The 23,448-nt window shown below is 66.3% G+C and carries 22 protein-coding genes; 10 read left to right on the forward strand and 12 right to left on the reverse strand.

Annotated elements, in window-relative coordinates; all coding sequences use genetic code 11:
- Positions 1–370: 370 nt before the first annotated feature.
- The gene (glpK, locus tag EGH21_RS03135; protein ID WP_220617006.1) at positions 371–1,912 is read right to left on the reverse strand and encodes a glycerol kinase GlpK; all 1,542 of its coding nucleotides are present in this window, start codon (positions 1,910–1,912) and stop codon (positions 371–373) included.
- 238 nt (positions 1,913–2,150) lie between these two features.
- On the opposite strand from glpK, the gene gfcR reads away from it, so the two are divergent.
- On the forward strand, positions 2,151–2,777 hold the full coding sequence (gfcR, locus tag EGH21_RS03140; protein ID WP_220617007.1) for a transcriptional regulator GfcR: 627 nt from the start codon (positions 2,151–2,153) through the stop codon (positions 2,775–2,777).
- Between the two features lie 18 nt (positions 2,778–2,795).
- Here gfcR and EGH21_RS03145 read toward each other — a convergent pair whose 3' ends face one another.
- The 5 genes from EGH21_RS03145 to EGH21_RS03165 all read right to left on the reverse strand — a co-directional run bounded on the left by EGH21_RS03145 (position 2,796) and on the right by EGH21_RS03165 (position 9,292).
- Positions 2,796–4,055 carry a glycosyltransferase gene (locus tag EGH21_RS03145; RefSeq protein ID WP_220617008.1) on the reverse strand — a complete coding sequence of 420 codons (1,260 nt, stop codon included), beginning with the start codon at positions 4,053–4,055 and terminating at the stop codon, positions 2,796–2,798.
- Between the two features lie 83 nt (positions 4,056–4,138).
- A complete protein-coding gene (locus EGH21_RS03150; protein WP_220617009.1) occupies positions 4,139–5,395 on the reverse strand; it encodes an HAD family hydrolase in 1,257 nt (418 codons plus the stop codon).
- A 118-nt stretch (positions 5,396–5,513) separates the two neighbouring features.
- Positions 5,514–6,884: a phosphoglucomutase/phosphomannomutase family protein gene (locus tag EGH21_RS03155; protein ID WP_220617010.1), complete on the reverse strand. Its 1,371-nt coding sequence runs from the start codon at positions 6,882–6,884 to the stop codon at positions 5,514–5,516.
- Between the two features lie 510 nt (positions 6,885–7,394).
- Complete coding sequence (locus tag EGH21_RS03160; RefSeq protein WP_220617011.1) at positions 7,395–8,240, reverse strand: class 1 fructose-bisphosphatase; 846 nt, start codon at positions 8,238–8,240, stop codon at positions 7,395–7,397.
- 200 nt (positions 8,241–8,440) lie between these two features.
- A complete protein-coding gene (locus EGH21_RS03165; protein ID WP_220617012.1) occupies positions 8,441–9,292 on the reverse strand; it encodes an eIF2B alpha/beta/delta subunit family protein in 852 nt (283 codons plus the stop codon).
- Positions 9,293–9,429: 137 nt separating this feature from the next.
- Between EGH21_RS03165 and fba the strand changes: the two genes are divergently transcribed.
- Positions 9,430–10,422 (forward strand): class II fructose-bisphosphate aldolase, encoded by a 993-nt coding sequence (fba, locus tag EGH21_RS03170; protein ID WP_220617013.1) that lies wholly within the window; start codon positions 9,430–9,432, stop codon positions 10,420–10,422.
- A 74-nt stretch (positions 10,423–10,496) separates the two neighbouring features.
- Here the strand turns inward: fba and EGH21_RS03175 are convergent, their stop codons facing one another.
- A complete protein-coding gene (locus tag EGH21_RS03175) occupies positions 10,497–11,456 on the reverse strand; it encodes a nucleotidyltransferase family protein (RefSeq protein ID WP_220617014.1) in 960 nt (319 codons plus the stop codon).
- Between the two features lie 563 nt (positions 11,457–12,019).
- Between EGH21_RS03175 and EGH21_RS03180 the strand changes: the two genes are divergently transcribed.
- Together EGH21_RS03180 and EGH21_RS03185 are read left to right on the forward strand one after the other, a co-directional pair.
- Complete coding sequence (locus EGH21_RS03180; RefSeq protein WP_220617015.1) at positions 12,020–13,318, forward strand: nickel pincer cofactor-dependent isomerase, group 22; 1,299 nt, start codon at positions 12,020–12,022, stop codon at positions 13,316–13,318.
- A 54-nt stretch (positions 13,319–13,372) separates the two neighbouring features.
- On the forward strand, positions 13,373–14,161 hold the full coding sequence (locus EGH21_RS03185; protein WP_220617016.1) for an enoyl-CoA hydratase/isomerase family protein: 789 nt from the start codon (positions 13,373–13,375) through the stop codon (positions 14,159–14,161).
- Positions 14,162–14,173: 12 nt separating this feature from the next.
- Here EGH21_RS03185 and EGH21_RS03190 read toward each other — a convergent pair whose 3' ends face one another.
- On the reverse strand, positions 14,174–15,313 hold the full coding sequence (locus tag EGH21_RS03190) for an acyl-CoA dehydrogenase family protein (protein WP_220617017.1): 1,140 nt from the start codon (positions 15,311–15,313) through the stop codon (positions 14,174–14,176).
- Between the two features lie 316 nt (positions 15,314–15,629).
- Here EGH21_RS03190 and EGH21_RS03195 point away from each other — a divergent pair, with 316 nt between their 5' ends.
- Entirely contained in the window at positions 15,630–15,941 is a 312-nt protein-coding gene (locus EGH21_RS03195) for a DUF7130 family rubredoxin-like protein (RefSeq protein ID WP_220617018.1), read from the forward strand.
- A 112-nt stretch (positions 15,942–16,053) separates the two neighbouring features.
- The gene (locus tag EGH21_RS03200) at positions 16,054–16,803 is read left to right on the forward strand and encodes a GNAT family N-acetyltransferase (RefSeq protein ID WP_220617019.1); all 750 of its coding nucleotides are present in this window, start codon (positions 16,054–16,056) and stop codon (positions 16,801–16,803) included.
- A gap of 39 nt (positions 16,804–16,842) precedes the next feature.
- On the opposite strand, the gene EGH21_RS03205 is transcribed toward EGH21_RS03200, so the two are convergent.
- Positions 16,843–18,084 (reverse strand): AI-2E family transporter, encoded by a 1,242-nt coding sequence (locus tag EGH21_RS03205; protein ID WP_220617020.1) that lies wholly within the window; start codon positions 18,082–18,084, stop codon positions 16,843–16,845.
- A 279-nt stretch (positions 18,085–18,363) separates the two neighbouring features.
- Between EGH21_RS03205 and EGH21_RS03210 the strand changes: the two genes are divergently transcribed.
- On the forward strand, positions 18,364–18,894 hold the full coding sequence (locus tag EGH21_RS03210; RefSeq protein ID WP_220617021.1) for a GNAT family N-acetyltransferase: 531 nt from the start codon (positions 18,364–18,366) through the stop codon (positions 18,892–18,894).
- A 48-nt stretch (positions 18,895–18,942) separates the two neighbouring features.
- On the opposite strand, the gene EGH21_RS24365 is transcribed toward EGH21_RS03210, so the two are convergent.
- Positions 18,943–19,068, reverse strand: a complete 126-nt coding sequence (locus EGH21_RS24365; RefSeq protein ID WP_268899038.1) for a hypothetical protein — start codon at positions 19,066–19,068, stop codon at positions 18,943–18,945.
- A 211-nt stretch (positions 19,069–19,279) separates the two neighbouring features.
- On the opposite strand from EGH21_RS24365, the gene EGH21_RS03215 reads away from it, so the two are divergent.
- Positions 19,280–19,885: a class I SAM-dependent methyltransferase gene (locus EGH21_RS03215; RefSeq protein WP_220617022.1), complete on the forward strand. Its 606-nt coding sequence runs from the start codon at positions 19,280–19,282 to the stop codon at positions 19,883–19,885.
- 171 nt (positions 19,886–20,056) lie between these two features.
- Positions 20,057–21,190, forward strand: a complete 1,134-nt coding sequence (locus tag EGH21_RS03220; RefSeq protein ID WP_220617023.1) for a fructose 1,6-bisphosphatase — start codon at positions 20,057–20,059, stop codon at positions 21,188–21,190.
- A gap of 44 nt (positions 21,191–21,234) precedes the next feature.
- Here EGH21_RS03220 and EGH21_RS03225 read toward each other — a convergent pair whose 3' ends face one another.
- Together EGH21_RS03225 and EGH21_RS03230 are read right to left on the reverse strand one after the other, a co-directional pair.
- Positions 21,235–22,527 (reverse strand): hypothetical protein, encoded by a 1,293-nt coding sequence (locus EGH21_RS03225; RefSeq protein WP_220617024.1) that lies wholly within the window; start codon positions 22,525–22,527, stop codon positions 21,235–21,237.
- Positions 22,524–23,159: a hypothetical protein gene (locus EGH21_RS03230; RefSeq protein ID WP_220617025.1), complete on the reverse strand. Its 636-nt coding sequence runs from the start codon at positions 23,157–23,159 to the stop codon at positions 22,524–22,526. The genes EGH21_RS03225 and EGH21_RS03230 overlap by 4 nt, the downstream gene beginning before the upstream one ends.
- A gap of 34 nt (positions 23,160–23,193) precedes the next feature.
- Between EGH21_RS03230 and EGH21_RS03235 the strand changes: the two genes are divergently transcribed.
- Positions 23,194–23,436: a hypothetical protein gene (locus tag EGH21_RS03235; RefSeq protein ID WP_220617026.1), complete on the forward strand. Its 243-nt coding sequence runs from the start codon at positions 23,194–23,196 to the stop codon at positions 23,434–23,436.
- Positions 23,437–23,448 lie beyond the last annotated feature (12 nt).

Here is a 23,448-nt window from a genome sequence, read left to right on the forward strand (position 1 = left end):
ACCAGCCACGGTATCTGGCGTCGAGCTCGCCTACACCTACCCTAAATACCGAATATATGTCATCCAATATCCCATAGCCCACCACAGGATTAGATATTCTATATCGAAGTATAGAATACATCTCTATTTCTCGACTTTTCTAGCCCAAATCTTTCCTATCGCTTCCAAAATCGCCTTTCGTCGGGTTCTCCGTCCTCGGCGGTTGGTAAGAGTACCGTCGCCACTGTCTGCGTCGACAGATTCGTGTCTCGGTCCGAGCACTCGACTCGACGCCGCCGGCTTCGGCGGTCGAGGAGCGGTCAGGACGTCGGCGGCCCAGAGCGAGACCGTGAGTATCCTGCTCGCAGCGCGATGGACAGGTGCGATACCCTCACGTTCGGTGCGTGTCTGTCGCCCAGTCGAGCGAGCGCTCGACGGCGGACTCCCAGCGGTCGTACTTCCGGGCCGCCGTCTCGGCGTCCAGCGACGGTTCGAACTGGCGGTCGACCTGCCAGTTCCACCGGAGTTCGTCGAGGGAGCCCCAGTAGTCGACGGCGAGGCCGGCCGCGTACGCCGCCCCGAGCGCCGTCGTCTCGTCGACTACCGGACGGACGATGTCCGTCTGGACGACGTCAGACTGCAGTTGACAGAAGAAGTCGTTCTTCACCGCACCGCCGTCGACGCGTAGCGACGGCGTCGCCACCCCGGCGTCTGCCGCCATGGCGGTCGTCACGTCGCGGGTCTGATAGGCGATCGACTCCAGCGTCGCTCGGACGACGTGTGCTTTGCGGGTGCCACGGGTCAGCCCGACGATGGTCCCGCACGCGCGGCAGTCCCAGTGCGGCGCGCCCAGTCCGTCGAAGGCCGGCACCACGTAGACGCCGTCGGTCGAGTCGACGGAACGGGCCAGTTCTGCGGTCTGGGCGTCGTTGGTGAGCAGTCCGACGTCGCCCAACCACCTGATGGCTGCGCCCGCAGTGAACACCGACCCCTCCAGCGCGTACTGGACCGGCTCTCCCGACAGTTGAAAGCCGACGGTCGTCAACAGTCCGTGCTCGGACTCGACGGCGTCCTCGCCCGTGTGCATCAGGCAGAACGACCCGACGCCGTAGGTGTTCTTCGTGTCGCCGGGGTCGAAACAGGTCTGGCCGAGCAGCGCTGCCTGCTGGTCGCCCAGCGCACCGGCGACGGGAACCTCGGCCCCGAGGAAGCCGTCGGCGTCGGTGTAGCCGTAGTACGCCTCGTCGGAGGACGGGCGGACCGTCGGAAGCATCGACCGTGGTACGTCGAACTCCTCTAGGAGTGCGTCGTCCCACTCGAGGTCACGGACGTCGTACAGCATCGTCCGCGAGGCGTTGGTGACGTCCGTGACGTGGTTGCCGGTGAGCTTGTAGACGAGCCACGCGTCGACGGTCCCGAACAGGAGGTCCCCCGCTTCGGCGCGGTCACGGACGTCGTCGGCCCGGGTCCGGTCGAGTTTCAGCGGGTCGGCGTTGTCGAGTATCCACTCGACTTTGGTCGCGGAGAAGTACGGGTCACACTCGAGGCCAGTCGTCTCGCGGATTCGGTCGGCCACGGCAGTGTCCCGCATCGCCGAGACACGGTCGACCGTTCGACGGTCCCGCCAGACGAGTGCGTTGTACACCGGCCTCCCGGTTTCGGCGTCCCAGACGACGGTCGTCTCACGCTGATTCGCGACGCCGATAGCGCCGAGTTGTGTGGCGTCCAGCCCCGCGTCGTTCAGCGCAGTCGTCACGACGGCTTTCGTGTTGTTCCATATCTCCACGGGGTCGTGTTCGACCCATCCCGGTTCCGGGTGTATCTGTTCGTGTCGTCTGTACGCGCTGGCGACTACCCGCCCGTCGTGGTCGAAGACCATGAACCGGGTCCCCGCCGTCCCCTGGTCGATAGCGCCGACGTATGTCGTAGCCATGGTTGCTTACTTTTCGACGAGCGTCCTGTTCGGTCGCCGCATAGCAGGGAATAACAGAAGCCGAGCGTATAAAATCAATTATTTCCGCTTATTCCTACCCGATACAATGTGCGCGGCCGTGACTACGATAGGTGATTCAGCCGGCGGTCGCCGTCGAATCCAACGGCTATCTTTCATGCCCGTCACATTAGCACGTATTAATTATAATTATAACCACAGGAACCGGAGTTGTCCGTAGATGAAGTACATCGACAAGCTGATCGATAGCGCAGAGGAGATGACCCAGAACGGCCTCTCGCAGGGGGAAGTAGCCGACGAACTGAACGTCTCGCGCGAGACAGCGAGTTGGCTCGTCGCCCAGAGCGGGCCCCGGACCACCGAGGGGGCCGACGCCGAGAGTCCGACCGACGTCCACGTCGATTGGAGCGCAATCGGCCGAGACGGCCACCGCCTGAGTTATCTCGGCGCCATCATGGCGGACCTGCTCTCGAAACAGGGCGACGACGTCGACCTCACGGTCGGCATCGGCAAGTCCGGCGGGCCACTGGCGACGGTGGTGAGTCAGGAACTCGGTACCGACCTCAGCGTCTACATGCCCGGCAAGTACCAGTGGAACGACGACGAGAACGGGACGGTCAGCGGGTCGTTCTCACGGAGTTTCGCGACCATCGAGGGCCGGGACTGCTACGTCGTCGACGACAACGTCGACACTGGCCGGACGATGACGGAGACCATCGAACAGATTCGGGACCACGGCGGGACCCCCCGAGCGAGCGCCGTGATAACCGACAAACTCGGCCGAGACGAGATAGAGGGCGTCCCGATACACGCCCTCGTCAAAATCGTCCAGATGACCGACGAGTGAGTCCGGCCCGGGAGTGCGTTATCCCGCTCGACCGCCCTCGGTGACCGTCGCGAGTAGCGTGAGGTAGTCCTCGACCAAACGTGGGGTGAGGAACCGTTCGCGGACCGTCTCACGGCCTCGGTCGCCGAGGCTCGCACGGAGTTGGTCGTCCTCTAACAGTCCCGTGACTCGGTCGGCAGTGCCGGCGATGTCCATCGGTTCGACGAGGTAGCCGTTCACGCCGTCGTCGATCTGCAGTGGGATACCACCGACGTCCCCCCCGACGACCGGCGTCCCCTTCCAGAGCGCCTCCGAGACGGTCAGCGCGAACCCTTCGCGCAGGGACTTCTGGAGGACGACGTCGGCGTACCGCTGGAGCGCGTTGATACCGGCGTCCGGGAGGTTCGTCAGGAGGTGGACGTCCGGCGAGTCTGCCGCTGCCGCTTCGACTTTCCGGTACACCTCGATACCCTCGGGGTCGTCGTCGGGCATCGACCCGACCAGCGCGAGTTGTGTGTCGGGTACCGATTCGGTCACATCGTGGTAGGCGTCGATGACGCCCAGCGGGTCCTTCCAGGGGTCGAACCGGGAGATCTGCAGCATCAACGGTCGGTCGGTGTCGAACGGGAAGCTCTCGGGGTCGGCCGCTTCGGCGGCCGCACCCGAGAGTTCGTCCAGCGGTCGGTTCTTCTCCGTGAGGGGGTCGATAGCGGGGTGGACGGCCACCTTCTCGACGCCCGAAATCGCGTCGCCGTACTCCGGGAGAGTGAATATCGCACGGTCGATGGGGTCCAGATACGACTGGACGAACTCGAGGTACGCCGGCGTCGCGTCCGTGAGGTCGATGTGGCACCGCCAGACAAGCACCGTCTCGGGGAACGTCTCTGCCAGCGTCGGAGCCATACCGAGCGACTGTGGGTCGTGGAGCACGACGACGTCGTACCGGTCGGTCAGGGCCTGTGCGTTCTCGACGGTGACGGTCCGGTACGTCTCGCGCATCGACTCGGTGAACTCGCTGCGGTCACCCTGAAGGCCGTTGTGAATCGCCTTCGTCACGTCGTAGAACTCGTCCGGAGCGTCCATGACCAACCAATCCGTGTCGACACCCACGTCGTTCAGCAGTGGCACCAGCGAGTGGAGTATCTCCGCGACACCGCCGCCACTCGCCGTCGTGTTGACGTGTGCGACCCGGACGTCGCCGAGTTCCGACGCCGCCTCGTGTATCGCGTCACGCTGCTGCTCTCTGACGTACGGGTCGTACGCCGCGATGGACTGGGACTCCGTGCGTGCGTTGTGCATTACTTGGTAACAGTTCACATTCGGGGCACATTACGATTTGGGTGCTCCGGCGGGCGTTCGGTACCTCCTCATCGATAGGTCGGCTACGTGTCTGCCGCGAACCGGTTCAGTGCATACACCGTCCGGAGGATATCCCCGGCGTGGCCTTCGTCGAAGACGAGACCGTCAGTGGCCTCGACGTGGTCGAGGACACTCTGTGAAGCGTGTTCCGGGGCGGCTGCGAGTCCCGCGTCCTGTTCCTGCACCCAGCGCATGACCCGCAGGTCGCTCTTGGAGTCACCCATGACGATGGCGAACGGGTCCTCGATACCGAGCACGTCGAACGCCGCCTCGACGCCGACGACCTTGCTCAGTTCGAGACTACCGATTTCGGCCGCGTCACCCTCGTAGTACCCGACGTCGATTCGGTCGAGGACGGCCGCTACCTCGGCCGAAACGTCGGCCGCGTCGGCGTCCGGCAGTTCCCCTGCCCGCTCCAGTACCGACCGAATCTCCGGGTCCTGGTCGGCGTAGTAGGCGCGCGCCCAGTCGCCGACCGTCTGCGGGTCGACACCGCTGGCCTCGTCGAGGGCGGCGAGAGCGTCACCCAACAGGTCGAGTTCGTAGACCAATGCCTCGTCGATAACCGCCACCGCGTCGTCGGACCCCGTCTCGAAGTTGGGTTTCATCGTGATGTTGAACTCGTTGCCCTGCAAGTGACAGCCGTGACGGAGTCGCTCCGGTGCGTCCGAGAGGACGCGTGCGCGAACGTCGTCGAAGACGGCCCGTATCCCCTCGTCCAGTCGCTCGTAGAGCAGTTGCTTCGTCTGGGCGCCGTGTCGCGGCGTGAAGACGCCGGTGCCCGTCTCGTACACGATGCTGAGGTCCCCCGAGTGGACGATTCGACTGCCCAGCCCCTGAATCGCGAAGCCTTTGACGTTCTCTAAGGTCTGGCCGGTACAGATGACGATGGGCATCCCCTCCTCGTGGAACTTCGTGAGGAGGTTGAGCGTGTCGCTGGGAATCTCGTTGTCGGTGCTCCCCGTCGACCGGAGCGTCTCGTCGACGTCGAGGACGAACACGTTCACCGAGCGACCGTACTTGTTGTACAGGTCCAACCCGGTGAACGCCTGTTCCTGGCGCGCCCGAGTCGCGAGGTCCGCGAACGTCTCCCCCGCCTCGGGGAACGCCTCCGCTATCTCCGCTTTCCGCTCGTCGAGTTCCGTGTTTATCTCCTTCCAGCGGTCCAGCGCGACGGGTGACTCGACGAGCGGGAACAGGTCGACGAGGTTCTGCAGAGCGCGAACGGTGTCGGTGTCGTGCGTGTCGTACAGTTCGTAGAGTTGGTCGTACCGCTCCATACCCGGGATAGAACGGTGAGATGTATAAACAGAGGTGTCAGACAATCTAATGGTCAGAGTGGCGGCACCTCGCCGGACGGTCCGGTAGCGCTCGGGCGAGACACCGTTCGAGCGGCCGTCAGACAAGGGGCTCGACGATGTCACGACCGGCGTCGAGCAACTCCTCGACGTGGCTCTCGCTGTCTGCTTCGGCGTACACTCGGAGTTTCGGTTCGGTCCCGGACGGTCGCACCAGCAGCCACGACCCGTCGGCGAGGAATATCTTGAACCCGTCTTTCGTATCGACCCGGTCGACCGAGACGCCGAGTATGGTCTCTGGCAGCGACCCGTCCAGTTCGTCGAGGACCGCCGCTTTCCGGTCGTCCGGGCAGTCGACGCTGATTCGGTCCTGATAGATGTCGCCGTGCGCCGCGGTAATCGCGTCGACGCGGTCGTCCAACGGCCGCTCGGTGTGCGCGGCAGCGACGACCAGTGCGATGAGGACGCCGTCCTTGTTCCGCAGGTGGCGGGTGATGCCGAACCCGCCGGACTCCTCGCCGCCACAGAGCGCCCCCGCGTCCTGCATGCCCTGTGCCACCCACTTGAAGCCGACCGGGACCTCGACCGTCTCTTCGCCGTGGGCCGCTGCAATCTTGTCGACGAGGAACGTGGTCGAGACGGTTCTGACTGCGGGGCCGCCGTCTGATTCGAGCAGGTACTCGTAGAGCGCGGCGTAGAGGAGGTTCGGGTCGAGGAATCCACGACCGGGCGTGACGACGGCGAGGCGGTCGGCGTCGCCGTCGTTGGCGAACCCCAACTCGGCGTCGCCCTCCGTCACGCGCTCGACGAGGGTGTCGAGTTTATCGGCCGTCGGTTCGGGGGAGCCACCGCCGAACGTGGGGTCTAACTCACATCGGAGTCGCTGGACGTCCGCACCCGCCTCCGCGAGCAACGCGTCGGTGACGTCGCGGCCGCTCCCGTGCATTGCGTCGTAGGCGACGGACAACCCAGTGATGTCGGCCTCCGTGAACGCCAGCGCGTGCCGAATGTACTCGGGGACGAGGTTCTCCTCGCTGACGGTGCCGTGTTCTGCCTCCGGACGCAGGTCGGGTTCGGCGAGAAGTGATTCCAGCCTGTCTGTAATCGCCTCGCCCGCAGGCGAGCCGTCGGGTGAGAGGAATTTCACGCCGTTGTACTCCGGCGGGTTGTGGCTCGCGGTCACGACGAGGCCGCCGTCTAACTGGCGGTCTTTGAGCGTCCAGGCCAGTACTGGGGTCGGACAGTCACGTTCGCTCACGACGACGTCGAGACCGTTGCCAGCCAGCACCTCGGTGAGTGCCCTCGCGAAGCGGGGCGACGTTTCACGGGCGTCGTACCCGACACCCACCGTCGTCGCGTCCTGTTCGCGGAAGTACTCGGCCGCCGCCTGTGCCACGATTCGAACGCGTTCTTCAGTGAACGTATCGAGCGTTGCGCGCCAACCGTCGGTACCGAAGACTATCTCGTTCATGCGAGATTCTACGTAGTGGTGGAGTAATACTTTATCTCCGTCGACAGGGAGGGCCGACACACGTCCGAACGTTCGAGGTGCGTTGCAATCTCCAGTGCGACCACCCGTCACGGACGACCCGAATCACGGACGCGTACGTCGCGACCGTGGCCGAGGATGGCGACGGCAACGGGCCGTGATAACGGGCCTGCCGAGCTAGACGATAGATAATGATAGATGCCGTTCAGAATAAAGAATACCGTCAAGAACGGACAGTTTCGTGGAGTCGCCGTACGTGGTAATGTTGGGCAGACAACACTACCGAATCTAATAACGTAGGTACTTCTGTTATAATATCACCAGCACTAATATCAAATGTCTGTAATGATGGGAGGTGCGAGTCGAATACCCCACCCCTGCTGTGACGCTGTTCGGACGCACTGTGGTCGCTCTACAGACGATTCGAGAAGGGAGAGTCTGTTCCGGGAGCGTCGAGAGCGGCGGTGCGAGGACGAGGTCGTCGCACCGTCGCTACTCGTCGAGTGTCCTCTCGACGCGGTCGATGAGGTCCGTGTTCCCGAGGAACGTCGGCGTGCGTGCGTGCAGACTGTCCGGTTCGACGTCGAGAATCGACTGCGTGCCGTCCGTCGACCCGCCGCCGGCCGCTTCGACCAGGTGAGCGAGCGGTGCGGACTCGAAGTGGACGCGGAGTTTGCCGTCGGGGTTCGGAGTGGTCCGCGGATAGCCGAACAGACCGCCGTACTCGAGCACCTGCGCGAGGTCCGCGACCGTCGCACCGCCGTACCGGAGTTTCATCTCCTGTTCGAGTTCCGTTGCGAACGCGTTGAACGTCGCGCTCCGGTTGCTCGATATCCCTGCCAGCCCCACTACGGTCGCCTTCGACGGGAGTTCGAACTGGCCCCAGCGTTCGCTGTGGCCGTCCCGGAGCAGGTACTCCTGGACTTCCTCCCGGTCGTTACGTGCGACGGTCATGGTCGTGTAGGGACCGTACAGCACCATTATCGAGGCGACGAGTTCACGTCCGGACGCGGGGAGTTCCGCGTCGTAGACGCCGACGATAGTGCCGACGGAGTTGTTCGACGCGATGTTTGACGACCCGTCGAGTGGGTCGATGGCGACGGTGTAGCCGTCGCCACAGTCGGTGACCGTCTCTCGTTCCTCGCTGGCGTACTCCCCGACGCCTTCGATGGGGGCGAGCGAATCGTAGAACAGCGAGTCCGCCCAGACGTCGGCGCCGATCTGGTCCTCGCCACTCGGGTTCGTCCCACCGCTCGCGCCCGCGTAGTTCGCGACGTTGTCGCTCACGTAGTGGGCGGTGTTCCTGACCTCTCGGGCGATATTTTCGAGTGTGTTCATCGGTGCTCCTCCGTCAAATTGTCATCTAAGCTATACATAGTGTATTGTTAACAGACACCACAGATATATTTTCCCATTACCGATAGGCATCACCTCGGTTCGGAGACCACTCGTCGGCCGTCTGTGCCACCGTGTGGAGCGACGGACGCCCGGACTGCGGCCGTCGCTCGCCGCGCCGTCGACGCCGTCCGGGTGGGTGCTCAGAACTCGATGACACCGTTCTCGGTGACGACCGAGTCGAGGAGGTCGGTCGGTGTCGCGTCGTACCCCGGGTTCGCTACGTCGAACCCGTCCGCCGGTTCACGCATCACTTCTGCGGGTGACCGGAAGTTGTTCTCGAAGTTGAATCCGCTACCGATGAACTTCGCGGACGAAGCGACGACCGTCACGGGGACACCGGCGTCGGCGGCCGTCGCGACGATAGGGTAGGTCCCGACGCGGTTGTAGACGGTGTCGTCGACGAGGCAGTTCATGCCGACGAGGACGCGGTCGCACTCGGAGAGGTAGTGTCCCGCGGCGCCGTCGACGATGAGCGTCACGTCGACGTCGTCTCGGCCCGCCAGCTGCCGGGCCGTCCGACGCCCGAGAAACCGTGGTCGCGATTCGGTCACGAACAGGTCGAGCTGCTTGCCCGACTCGAGCGCGTGTTCCAGCGTCGCCATCACCGTCGAAGAGTTCTCGTGTGTCAACACGACGTCGCCGTCCGCTACGAGCGTCGCCGCCTTCTCTGCGGCCCCCTCTTTACTCGATTCGATCTCGGTGACGACCTCCTCGATGGCGGCGAGCAGTTGTTCCTTCGCGGCGTCGACGGTCTCCGGGGACGATTCGGAGAGCGCCGTCACGATACGTTGCTGTGACGTGTACAGCGGTGCGTGCGAGCGGTTCGTCTGCCGCAACACGCTACTGTTTCGCTCGACCGACCGGACGAAGTCTTCGACGGTATGGTACTCCCGGTCGGTCAACTCCCGGAGCGCTTCGGCGGCTTTGACGGCGACTATCGAGGAGCTTTGTGTCTGCATCTCCTCTATCTGGGTCACTGTTTCGTCTATCATGGGTGTTACTGTGACACCCACGCATATTGCTGTTGGCCTTCCTCAGACGGGTTCTCTCCGGAACGGAGTCCCCCGGGGTTCGAGCTGGCTGTGGGATTTATTACGTCCGCAGTGCAAATGTCGTCCGGTGAACACGTATGTCATTTCACGGTGGAACCGAACTCGCGTCGGTGTACGACGATGCGCTCGAATCGGGGTTCGGCCTGATTGCGAGCAACATCGCAGAACCCAACACGATGATGGGGCTGATGGAGGGCGCGTCGCGGGTCGACTCGGACCTCCTCCTGCAGATGAGCAACGGTGCCTGTACGTTCGCGGGGAACGGCGACCCGATTGCGGGCCTGCAAGCGATGGGCACCTACATCGACCTGATAGCGGACCAGTACGACGTCGGCGTGTTTCTCAACATGGACCATCAGACCGACCTCGAGACGATACGGCGGCAGGTCGAGTTGGGGATTCCCTCCTCGATTATGATCGACGCCTCCCACGAACCGTTCGAGGAGAACGTCGAACGGAGCCGGACGGTCGTCGAACTGATCGAGGACGCCGACGCGGACATCCTCGTCGAGGCCGAACTCGGCAAAATCAAGGGCGTCGAAGACGAAATCGTGGCCGAGGAGGCCTTCTACACGGACCCCGAACAGGCCGTGGAGTTCGTCGACCGGACGGGGTGTGACCTGCTCGCGATATCGGTCGGGACACAGCACGGCGTCGCCAAGGGGAGAGACATCGAACTGCGGCCGGACCTCGCGGCCGACATCAGGACCGCACTGCGTGACCACGGCCTCGATACGCCCCTCGTGTTGCACGGCTCCTCCGGTGTGCAACCGGACCAGTTACGACAGATGCTCCAGCACGGTATCTGCAAGGTCAACAAGGACACTCGCTACCAGTACGAGTACACCCGAACCGCCTTCGACCTCTACCGCAGTCACGCCGACGAAATCGTGCCACCGGACGACGTCGACGCCGACCGCGATACGTTCTTCAACGACGTCGCGTGGTCGCCGAACAAGGACTACTTCGACCCGCGAGTCGCCGGCCGGCAGATTCGGGAGCGCGTGGCCGAGGTGTACGCCGACCTGGCGACCGCTGCCGGCAGTGCCGGGCGGAGCAAGTTCACGTAGGAGGCGACCGGCCGACCGTGGTATTGCCGACTCGACCCCGCGAGACGGTCGTCGGAACTCCCCGGGCGACCCCGTTACTGCTCGTCGTCGGGGAGCGGGCTCACGAGCGCGTCCGAGACGCGCAGGTCCGAAATCTCGACGCCGGCGTCGAGAATCGTCTCGTCCAGTTTGGCGTTCTCCACCGTGGCGTTCGGGAACACGAGCGCTCTGTCGAGCGTCGCGTCGACCACTTTCGCACCCTCCATGACGTGGACGGTGTCGCCGATGTCGGCGTTCTCGACCGTCGCGCCGGGATGGACGAGCGACTCGCCGTCGAGTTGCCACTCGACGGCCTCGAAGTACGACGCCGGCGTCCCGATGTCGAACCACGTGTCGTCGAACGTGTACGCGTAGACCGACTCCTCGGACTGGAGCCAGTCGATGTACCACCCCGGTTCGTCGGGGTTGTTCTCTGCCGAGAGGTACTCCGAGAAGCGAACCGAGTCGGCGGGGAACGTATAACAGGCGATGGAGACCAGCGTGCTCTTTGGCTCGTCGGGCTTCTCCTGGAAGTCGACGACTCGGTCACCGTCCAGTTCGACCAGCCCGTAGGATTTGGCTTTCTCGCGGGAGCCGACGTCGTAGGCGGCGAGGACTGGGGCGTCTTTCTCCTCGAAGTAGTCGAGGAACTCGCCGAGGTCGAAGCCGATGAGGTTGTCGCCCCCGATGACGAACAGGTCGTCGTCGATACCCTCGCGCTCGCGGAGTTGGGCGAGTGCGCCGACGACACCGAACTTCTCGTCCTCGTCGCGGGTTTGCTCGACCGAGAGCTGTGTCTTCTGGTAGTTCATCGCGTCGATGTGTGCCTCGAAGTCGTCGGCGAAGGCCTCGTTCGTACTCAGGAATATCGTGTCGATGCGATCGTCCGCCTCCAGTGCCTCGATGATTCTGTCGATGACGGTCGTCTCACCGACCGGGAGGAGCATCTTCGGCCGGTTCCGAGTAATCGGCCACAGTCGTGTCGCGAACCCGCCGGCTAGTACTATCGCGTCCATGGTTGTCATTCACACGCAAAGCACAAAGCTATCGGGGGTGTCGCTGCGGGCGGTGTCCCGTGCGGAGACACACACGGCGCAACACGACGGGGACAGCCAGAAAGCCCCACCCGAAACTGGCTTCCCTACCGGGCAGCGTAGCGACGTGGCGTCGTCGCCGCTTCCCGCCGACCGCTCGGCAGACCGACGGTCGCCCGGTGGCAATCCCACCGACGTCGGCCGAGAGACGTACCACAACGAGGGCGCACTGTGTACGTTCTGCTCCAATACATTCTTACTCGGTCCGTATTTGTTCTCCAAAAACCACGTATTTCATCCGTTTGGTGGATTTTTGGCTATATAAGAGGTCTGAAATTAGCTATATGGTACTAGTTTCGAATCAATAGGTGTTGTAGGGTATATTTTATAGTTAGAATGTATTTCGAGAGGTAGATCTGTCTCCAGAGCCGACTGTCCTCGTCACGGCCAGAGGGTCGGTACAGGCATCCCAGACGGGCGACGGCCGACGCGTCCTGACGACTACGCACCCGTCTCTTTTTGTCGAGCCGTCGATAGCCACTGGTATGGAGTTCCCCACCCGCGACGACGTCGACCACCTCGTCAACGCGCAGCCGCTCCCGTCGTTCGCGCGGGTCCGGTACGAGCCGTCGACCGAGACGGTCCCTGACCCCGCCGGCGCGGCACGGAAAGAACTCAACACGCTCGCCGTCGAGGACCTGGACGACGGTGCCACCGTCGCCGTCGCCGTCGGTAGCCGTGGCATCCACGCCATCGACGCCATCACCGAGACGGTCGTCGCCTCGCTCGCCGACCGCGGGTTCGACCCCGTCATCGTGCCCGCCATGGGGAGCCACGGCGGGGCGACGGCCGACGGCCAGCGAGCGGTGTTGCAGTCGCTGGGTATCGACGAGGAGCGCGTGGGAGCGCCGATAGACGCCCGGATGGACACGGAGCAGGTGGGCTCGGTGACCGTCGGCGACACCGAGATGCCGGTATCCCTCTCGACCGCGGCGCTCGAGGCCGACGCCGTCCTCGTCGTCAACCGCGTCAAGGCGCACACGAACTTCTCCGGCCCGATAGAGAGCGGGCTGACGAAGATGACCGTCGTCGGACTGGGCAAACAGCGGGGCGCGAAGGCGTTCCACGCGACGGCCATCGAGGAGGGGTACGTCGAGACGCTGCGACCCGCGCTCTCGGTCGTCGAGGACGCCCTGCCGTTGCTCGGAGGCATCGCCCTCGTCGAGAACTTCGAGGAGGAGCTAGCCGCCGTCGAGGGCGTCCCAGCCGGGTCGTTCCTCGAGCGCGAACCCGACCTGCTGGAACTGGCCGACGACGAGATGCCGACCTTGCCCGTCGACGAGGTGGACCTGCTCGTCGTAGACGAACTCGGTAAGGAGATATCCGGCGCCGGGATGGACACCAACGTCATCGGGCGCTATCGCGTCCTCAACGCCCCGGACCCCGAACACCCGTCTATCAAACTCGTCTACGCTCGCGGCCTCACCGAGGCGACGAAGGGCAACGGGAACGGCATCGGACTGGCCGACCTGACCCGCGCGGCCGCCGTCGACCAACTCGACCTGCAGAAGACGTACGCGAACGCCCTCACCAGCGGGTCGCTCGCGAAGGCGAAACTCCCGGTCGTCGCGCCCGACGACGAGTTCGCGGTGCGGACCGCGCTCTCTGCGCTCGGCGGCTACGACCCCGACACCGTCCGGGTCCTCTGGATACAGAACACCGAGGCCCTCGGCGAGTTGTACGTCTCCGAGGCCGTCGTGCCTGACCTGCCCGACGCCGCGACGGTCGTCGGCCGAGCGTCACTGACGTTCGACGACGGGACGGCCGCTTTTACCGAACAGTAGCCGAGCCCACCGCCCGGGCCCAGCTATTTGTGCCGACGAAGCGAGACGGGTGACATGCGTGACTACGCGGACGTCAGCTACGCCGTGACCGACGGCATCGCGACCATCACCATCGAGCGACCCGACGTGTACAACGCCTTCACCCGGACCACCGTCCTCGAACTGAACGACGCCGCGCGGACCGCGGAGGCCGACGCGGACGTCTACGCGGTGGTGCTGACCGGCGCCGGCGACGGCTTCTGTTCGGGCGCGGACACCACCGAGATGCCCGACTGGGACGACCAGTCGCCCGAGGAGTACGGCGCCTACCTCTGGCTCATCCAGCAGTTCGTCTGGCGGCTCCGGACGATGGCGACCCCCTCTATCGCCGCCGTGAACGGCCCCGCTATCGGGGCTGGCTGTGACTTCGCACTGGCCTGTGACCTGCGCGTCGTCGGCGACGAAGGCGTCATGCGCGAGGGGTTCGTCGACGTCGGGTTGGTGCCCGGCGACGGCGGTGCGTGGCTGTTGCCCCGTCTCGTCGGCGAGTCCAGAGCCCGCGAGTACCTCCTGACGGGTCGTGACATCACGCCAGCGGACGCCGTCAACATCGGGCTGGCCGTCGAGCGTGCCGACGACGCACTCGCGGCGGCCGGCGACCTCGCCGCCGAGATTCGGGACAAGCCGGCGACGGCGGTCCAGCACACGAACCGCCTCGTCGACCCTCAGCAGAGCTTCGACGAGTACTGTCGGCAAGCGGCGGAGTACCAGTGGGACTGCGTGGTCGACGACGAACACAAAGAAGCGGTGGCGGCGTTCAACGAGGGCCGCGAACCCGAGTTCGACCGCGCGTACGACGACTGAGACAGAGCGCGGCTACCGTTCCGAGACGGTCGGGAGGCCGTCGTCTTTCAGCGCCCGCGCGACGGTGTTCAACTGCATCTCGTCGGTGCCGGCGGCGATGCGCCGGCCCCGGGCCAGCCGATAGAGGTACTCGAGCGGGTGGCCCTGCTGGTAGGCCCGCGCGCCGACTATCTGGACCGCCTCGCTGACGACGGCCTCGACCATCCGCGAGCAGTGGAGCTTCGCCGTCGACGTGCGGAGGCGGGACGGCGGTCGGTCCTGTCCCACGGCGCCCGCAGCGGACTGGTACACCAGCGCGGCGGCCGTCTCGACCTGTCGGTACATCTCTGCGAGTTTCCACTCGATGCCCTGAAAGTCGCCGATGGGCTGGCCGAACTGCTCGCGCTCGCTCGCGTACGCCAGCGCCCGTTCCAGCGCCGCCTCGGCCCACGCCACCGTCAGGACCGAACTACCCAGTCGCTCCCAGTTGAGCGCGACCAGCTGTTCTTTGAACGCGTCTTCGCCCCGCGTGAGGACGTGGCTCTCCGGGACGACCACGTCGTCGATGGTGAAGTGCGTCTGGGCGTAGCCGGCCATGTTCGTGTACACGGTCTCGATTTCGACGCCGGGGTCGTCGTACGGGAGGACCACCGAACCCAGCCCCTCCGGGAACCGGACCCACGTCACCGCGGCGTCGCCGAAGGGGACGCCGCCGACCCACGTCTTCTCGCCGTTGCAGACCAACTGGCTGTCCTCCTCCGTGACGGCCGTCGTCATCGACGCCACGTCGGACCCGGCCTCGGGTTCCGAGATGGCGATGGAGACGAAACTCTCGCCCGCAGTCACGTCGGGAAGGTACGCCTCCTTGACCGCCTCGGACCCGAACAGGTCGATGGCCCGGGGCCCGACCATGCTCTGCATGTAGGTGAACCACCCCGTGTCCGGACACTCGCGACCGACCGCCTCGGTCAGGAGCATCGCGGCGACGTCGGAGCGCCCCTGTCCGCCGTATTCTTCCGATATCGACGGACAGTAGAGGTCCGCCTCGGCCAGTCGGCGGAGGTTGGCCCACGGCGGGTCGCCGTCCCACGTGTATGCGTCGTCGGCGAACTCGGCGGCGACCGACTCGGCGCGCTCGGCGAACTCGCGCTGGTCCGTGCTAAGCGTTCCCATCGTACGACCTTCAGACGGCGGCGAGATAAATGTCGTCCCGGGACGCAGGCCGGCGAAAGTCGTACACCGAGAGACAGTACACACGCGTGTAACTCTCAGATGCGGGCGAGGCGACGACCGGTCGGACCCCGTGCGGCCGCTGACGGCCAACGACGTGATTGAGGCGGTGGACCGTTCGTGACGGGGAATACACAGGCTCCGGCCGTCGGCACAGCGCGTGGGAACGGTCTGCCCGGTAGGTGGAGACGGCTCTCTGCAGGCGGACGTTGCATACCCATGCAACAGACAGGCGTCGGTGCCGCACGGAGTGGCCGACGTGACAGACGCTCAGACGGCGACCGAAATCGAATCGGGCGAGACGGTGTACGACGAGGACGGGCAGATAGTCGGCACTGTCTGCGAATCGACCGCGGATGGATTCGCCGTCGACACGATCGACGGGGTACACACGGCCGAAGAGTCGTTCGACGCCGACGAGGAACTCCCCGGACAGGAGTTCGGCGAGGGTTACCTGATGTGGCGGTGTGAGGAGTGTGGCGAGATGGGCGAACTGGACGACGGGCTACCGGGGCGGTGTCCCGCCTGTGCGGCGTCGAGCGAACACGTCGTCAAAGCGCTCGAAGACTGACCGACGGCGCGTCGACCGTCGACCCGGCCGTCGTCGGCGTGACTGCCCGACGGCCCGCTAGCTTGCCTGTGCAAGCACCCGGATTTTTCCTCGGCAGCGGCAACCGGCGGGCATGAACGTCCGTCCTGCGACCGACAGCGACAGCGAAGACATCGAGACGACCGCTCGGCGGTCGTTCCGGGCCTCGTACGCGCTCAGCCCACAGGAGATAACGGCGATTGTCGACGCCGAGTTCGTACCCGAGGAACTCACGGCACGCATCGACGGGAGCGACGAGCGCCTGTTCGTCGCGACCGACGCCGGGACCGCTCGGGACGACGTCGACGCGGCCGGGGTCGCCGAACTCGACGCCGACGGGACGCTCCGGTGGTTGCACGTTCACCCGGACGCCCGGAGACAGGGCGTCGGGACGGCGCTGGTCGAACGCGTCCGAGACGAGCAGCCGACACAGTCGCCCCGATTCACCGCTCGGGTCCTCGAGAGCGCGAACGAGGCCGAACAGTTCCTCGACCAGTTCGGTCTCTCCCGCGTCGAGAGCCAGACGGAGGAACTGGGCGGCGAGCGGTTCGACGTGGCGACCTTCGCGCCCGAGGGAGGGACACAGGACGCCGCCGAACCGAGCGTCAGCGTCGGGGACGAGGTGGTCGTCGACGGCGACCCGGTGCCGGTCAGGCACGAGGCCGAACGGGCCGGGACACAGGCGCCGTTCTATCCGCTCGGCGGCGCGGACGAGACGCCAGTCGGGTTCGTCTGTTCGCAGTGTGGCTCGACCGACGTGACCGGCGACGGCCTCGACCGGCTGGAGTGCGACGACTGCGGGAACACCCACCGGCCGGACGACTGGGACCCGGCGTATCTGTAGCGGACCGGTGTGCGACGGCCTCGGTCGGACAGACCGACGCTATCCTGTCGACGGATCACCGTCGGTCGTCCCCCCATCCGAAACCGCGGTGCCGTCGCTATCGGACTGTGGCGCCGTGGCGTCGGGGACGTCGTCCCGCTCGTCCTGTGGGTCCGTTCCGGAGTCGGTGTCGAGAGAGACGGACGGCAGCGGCCGCTCCCCGTCGAGCAGTTCCGGCAGGACCAGCCGTACCGCTTCGAGGGCGAGGACGAACACGATGGGCAGGAGGAAGAACCCGTACCAGCCGAACACGACGGGACCGACCAGATAGGCGAACAGGAGGGCGAGCATGTCCAGCCGACGACTCGAGACGTACGGCTGGACGAGTGCCTGCGGAAGCAAGTCGAGGACGAGGACGTACACGAGGGCGACGGCGCCGACGAACGGCAGTTCGCCGGGGCCGGTGAGGGCCTGCACCGCAAGGCTCGCGACGACCGGCACGTAGACGAGTTTGCCGACGACGACCGGGACGAGGCTCGCCGCCCCGGTCAGGAGGCCGAGCGTCAGGACCATCGGCACCGCCAGCCCGTCGGGCGCGAGGAGGTTCGTCGTCCAGTAGGTGGCCACCGCGACGACGGCCATGATGACGGCAAAGAGGAAGTTGCCGAAGAACACCGATTCGAGGTCCTCGTCGACGGCCGCGGCGTAGGCGTACGCCGTCGTCTCCACCCCGCCGACGAGTTCGACGAAGGCGTCCCGGAGCCCCGCGTCCCGCGAGAGCAGGGCGTAGGAGAGAGTCACTGCGAGCGCGAGCGTCATCACCGTCCCGAACACGCCCTGTATCGCCCCCAGCAGGACGTCGCCGTTCGACAGGAGCGCCCCGTTCTGTCCGCCGAGGACCGACAGCGGGTCGGTGACCAGCGTCCGCAGTTGGGTTCGCTGGGCCGCGGAGAGCGCCTCGACCGTCTCCAGCGTCCCGGCGAGTCGGCCGACGCCGGGGCCGTTCAGCAGGCGCTGGAGCCGTCGCAGGGTCTGGGCGACCAGCGAGACCAGCACCAGCAACGTCGGGACGAGGACGACCAGCACCGTGACCGTCGCCGCGACCCGGTCACTGTCGACGACGGCCCCGATACGGTCGCATATCGGCCGCGTCGCGTAGTAGCCGAACACCCCGAGGACCAGCATCGCGGTGACGTGTGTGGCAGCGAACGCGAGGACGCCGGCGAGGCCGACGACGAGGAGCCACCAGCCGAGACGGCTCTGGCTCGTCGGGCTACCGTGGGGTCTGTCGGTGTCGTGCATGTGTGAGTCTCTGGGCGTCGCCGGAGTGCGCTGGCGTCGTCCGACCGCCGCTGTCGGCGTCGCCCGGGTCACCCGGCAGTCCGTGGTCGTCCGTTCGGCCCGCCGCGCCCACAGCGTTGTGCAGGCACACGAAAGCATTGCGGCGGGCGAGGCCGTTCGGTGGCCCGCGAGCGACCGGCTGAAGGGGTGGGCTTAGGTTGGAGGCGTCCCTCAGGTGCACCCAACAGTGAGCCGAGCACAGCGCGCCGTGGCCGCGGCGGCCCCGACGGACCGGCGACGATGATTCAGATTCGCCACGCGCTCGACTCCGACGCCGAGGGCATCCGCAGAGTCGCCCGTCGCGCGTGGCACGACGCCTACGACGCCCTCGACCCCGACGTCATCGACGCGACCATCGAGGAGTGGTACGCCGGGCCGGTCGGCAGCGCACTCCACGGCTGGGCCGAGGACATCCCGGTCAGCGACCTCGACGTCGAAGCGACGATGCTCGTCGCCCGCGACGACGAACAGGTCGTCGGGTTCGCACAGGGAGTCGCTTACGGGCCGGTCGGTACCGTCCTCCGGCTGTACGTCGACCCCACGCGGCACCGAAAGCGGGTCGGCACGCGGCTCTACGAGCGCCTGCGAGAGATTTTCGCCGAGCAAGGCGTCGAGCGCGTCCGCGCGCTGGACCTGGCCGACAACGACGCCAGTCGGGAGTTCTTCCGGAAACTGGGCTTCGAGCAGACGGCGACCCGGACCGTCACCATCGGTGGCGACCCGTACGACGAGGCCGTCTACACGCGCGAGTTAGACGAGACGGCCGAGTGACTGGGCTAGCCAGTGTCCTGAAAAACCGACGGGAGGGCCCGACTGCGGCTATCCCGGTGTGGGGGCGCCGGGCCCCGTCGGTGACTCGTCCTCGTCCGGGTCGCCGCGATTGAGAATCGCGTCCCGGACGCGTTCGAACGCCGACCTGTCCGTCCGGGTGATGCGGGGAGGCATACCGCACGTGAGTGTTAGTTGTTGACACACTTCGGTCTGGCGGCTAGGGCACCGACCCGAGACAGTCGCGACGGCCCCGCCGCCCCAGCGCTCCGGTCGGCCGATAGTCGGCGCGTCGAGGCGTCTGGACCGAGTGGCATGGTCGAGGACCGTCCACGATGGCCGAGGAGACGACCCACACCCACATCACCCGGCCCCCCGTACGGCCACCATGCCCACCTGGGACGAACGGTTCCGCCGCGGCGAGTATCCGACCGACCCCGACCCGCACCCAGTACTCGAGCGCTACCTGCCCACGTTCCCCGACGGCCGGGCGCTGGACGTGGCCACCGGCACCGGCCGGAACGCGGTCCGACTGGCCGAGGCGGGGTACCACGTCGACGCCGTCGACCAGTCCCGCGAGGGGCTGACGATTACGAGGCGGAACGCACGCGCGGCCGGTGTCGCCGACCGCGTCTCGCCCATCCAAGCGGACATCCCGACGTACACGTTCCCCGAGGCGACCTACGCCGTCGTGACCGTCAGCTTCTACCGCGTCGTGGACCGCCTGCCCGACGTCGTCGATTCGCTGGTCGAGGGCGGCTGTCTGTTCGTCCAGCACCACCTGCGGACGACCGACGACGTCGACGGCGGTCCGAGTACCGACCGCTACCGGTTCGCGGCCAACGAACTGCTCCGGGCGGGACTCGGACTGACCGTGTTGCACTACGACGAACGGACCAACAGCGACGGCGGAACGCGAACGGCGACGGCCCAACTGGTCGCACGGAACTCCACCGGGCAGCGTCAGTCGTATCCGGACATCGGGCCGAGGTGACATCCTCCCCGCCGTAAACGGCGGTATTCTCTCCTCGCAGAAAGACAGTGGGGGATTGTCGGGCGTCTGCACGCCGGACGCCGTGTGCCGAAGTTGCAACTGAGTCCGTAGTTAATGTTAACTTGATTATACTTTTGTGCGTCACGGCCGTGGTTTCGGATGAGGTACACCATGCGAACCGTATCCGTCATCAAGGCTGACGTCGGGAGCAACGCGGGCCACTTGCGGCCGACGCCCGAACTGGTCGCCGCGGTCGAAGACGTGTTGGCGGACGAGGGGGCGTTCCTGGACGACTACTTCGTGTTCACCGTCGGCGACGACGTCGACATCGTGATGAGCCACACGCGCGGGGAGGACGACGACGAGGTCCACCGCCTCGCGTGGGACGCGTTCGAGGCCGGCACCGAAGTCGCCAAAGAGCAGGGCCTCTACGGCGCGGGACAGGACCTCCTCGAAGACGCCTTCGCCGGCAACGTCCGTGGCCTCGGCCCCGGCGTGTGCGAACTCACTTTCGAGGAACGGGAAGCGGAACCGTTCCTCGTGTTCGGGGCCGACAAGACCGAGCCCGGGGCGTTCAACCAGCCGCTGTACACCGCCTTCGCGGACCCGCGGTACACGACCGGGTTGCTGCTCAAGGACACGATTCACGAGGGGTTCACTTTCCAGGTGATGGACCTGGAACACACCGACGACGGCGAGCGACGCATCCAGCTAGACGTCCCCGAGGACGGCTGGGACCTCACGGCGCTGCTGATGGAACCGCATCGGTTCGGCATCGAGAAGATCTACTCGCGCGCGACGGGCGCAGAGGTAGCCGCCGTCTCGACGCAGAAGCTCAGGAACGTCGCGGGCGAGTACGTCGGCAAGGACGACCCCGTCGCGCTCGTCCGGACGCAGGCGGACTTCCCGTCGCCCGGCGAGGTGCTCCAGCCGTACGCCACGCCGCCGTTCGTCGCTGGGGCGATGCGCGGGTCCCACCACGGCGTGTTCTACCCCATCGAGAGCGGCGCCGGCGAGATCCCATCCTACTTCGACGGCCCGCCGCTGGTGAAGGCCATCGGGATGGTCCTGAACGACGGCGAGTTCTCCGAGCCGGTGTACCCCTTCGACGCCTCGTTCTGGGACTCGGTCAGGGAGGACGCCGCGACGCGCTTCCGCGAGTTCCGCGAGCGACAGGGCGCCTTCGGCCCGGGCACCGTCGAGACGTCCGAACTGGAGTACGGCGGCTGGACCGACATCATGGCGTCGCTGGAGGACCGCTGGACCGTCGCGTCCGAGCAGTCGCCGTCGGCGACCGACGACTGAGGGCGTCGACCCGGCGAGGAGTCCGGCACCGTCGCCGGGGGGCCTCACCCGTCCCCGGCACCGGCGGCCTCGTCGAGACGGGCGGCGACGAACGACGTCGCTTCCGGGACGCCCCGTGCGTACATCGCGGTGCGCGTGAACGCCGCGTACGCCTCGGGACCGTCCTGATACCCCTCCTGCATCTCCTGAATCGTGCCGCGCTGTCTGTACAGCGCCGGTTGCAGGAGGGCGCCGGTCAACGGTGACTGCGACTGGTCCACCGCGGTCTGGAGCGCCCGCTCGGCGTCCATTGCGGCCTCCCGAACGAGCGACGCGGTCACCTCCTCGGGGTACTCGCGGTTTCTGACACCCGTGACGATGGCCCGGAGGACTTCGGCCGCTACGAGCGCGCGGCCCGTCTCGACGACGGCCAGCGCGTACTGGTCGTCGTCGTGTAACTCGCGGACCTCCTCCCGGAGATACCGAAACAACCGGGTCGACTCGACGAAGAGCTCTCGGTCGGCGCCGCTCAGTTCGCGGCCGAACGCGTCCTCCCAGTCGTCGACGTACGGGTCGAGTCCGTCGGTCGTCTCCGAGAGCGACCACCTGAGTCGACGTGCAGCGCCCCCGAGCGCCCCGGCGTGGGACGTCGTGTCGGCACCGATGACGGCGTCACGGAGCCGCGTCACGTCGGCGATGGCCGCGTCGGCTCGCTCGACGGCCTGGACGGCCTCACCGGCTCCGAACGGGTCCGCGACCGGGTCCGACGGGTACGCCGCTTGCGGCCGGACGAACCCACGCGCAGACTCGACGAGCCCTTCGAGCGGTGCGTGAGCGACGGCCGCCGTGAGCGGGTCCCCGGCACGGTAGGTCTGGGCCGCCCACAGGTCGCCGATGGTATCGCGAACCTCGCGTCGACGGGTTGCGAGGGCGGCCGCGTCGTCGGCGCCCGTCGCCGCCCTGTAGGCGGCCTCGGCCGTCGCCGCGTCCGCTCGGTAGCGCCGCCAGTCCTCGAGCCAGTCCAGCGCCCACTCGCCGTCCGGCGGGGACTCGGAGGGCCGCTCCTCGGGGTCGGGTCGGACGTGGTCGAGTTCCTGCCGGACCGCCTCGTTCGGTATCTCGGGGTCCGACGGTATCCGGTCGAGCAACATCTCGGCGCGCTCGCGGTGGCGCGTCGCACAGGCGTCGAGGGCGTCGCCGGGGAACGGTGTCGCCGGGAACGCCACCAGGTCGAGGTTCGCGGCCAGCGCCGCCGTATCCACGTTCGGGCCGTCCTCGCTGGTCCACGGTGGCGACGAACAGCCCGCCAGTCCGGTCAGCCCGACTCCACAGGCCGCCAGCAGGTCGCGCCGTCTCACGAGCCATCACTCCCGTTGCGGGCGACGACGTCGGCCGTGAACGGGACCGGTTCGTCGGGTCCCCGGCAGTGACTGGACATCCCGGTGCCGTGGCCCGACGTCTGCTCCCCGGTGAACGGGAATCTGATAGCGATACCGACCGAGTCCGTATCGTCGGTCGAACAGGCGACGTCGGCCGGCCGCCGCGCCTGACAGAAGTGGCCGTGTGGGTCGCCGTCCCGGTCCTGTTGCATCGACGTAATGCGAATCTCGTGACAGGCGTCGACCGCCGTCGTGAACAGGTAGACGGCGTGGGTCTCGAAATCCGTCTCGCCCACGAACGAGCGTAACTCACGGGCTTCGGGGACGGACCCGAACGTCGCCTCCTCGAACGACGCTCGGGTGACAAGGTGGTCGCTGCCGCGGAGGGCGCGCTCCGCGTCGTCGGTCTCGGTGGGAATCGTGTCTCGGCGGGTGTACAGGACCGCACCGTCGGTGTTCCGGACGTGTTTCGCCTCGTAGTCCTCAACAGTACGGCCGTCGTCGCCGTCGACGGTGGGTGGCGGGGCGGCGTCGGTATCGAACTGGCACCCGGCGAGGGCCGCGGCGGCACCGCTGGAGAGGGCAGTGAGAATTCGTCTACGGGAGGGCATGGCTGAGTCCAGTTAGCGCAGCGACAAACGCTTTGTGCCGCCGACGAAACTGGTCGTCAGCGCCGGCGTCGGCAGGCCGGTCGAGACCACCATCGAACAGACCGACACTGCCGCCGACGTCACCGACCGTCTCGCGTCCATCCGCCCACTACGGACCCTCTCGCGCACAGAGGGCACCAGTGACGCATTGAACGCCCGGCGGCCGCCCGAATCCGGCTTGCCCTACGCGGTATTTGTCCACATCTTCACGGCTGAAATGCAAGATTATATGCTGTGATTTAAGTACGAA

Source organism: Haloarcula rubra, assembly GCF_019599465.1.
In the GTDB taxonomy this organism is placed as follows: Archaea; Halobacteriota; Halobacteria; order Halobacteriales; family Haloarculaceae; genus Haloarcula; species Haloarcula rubra.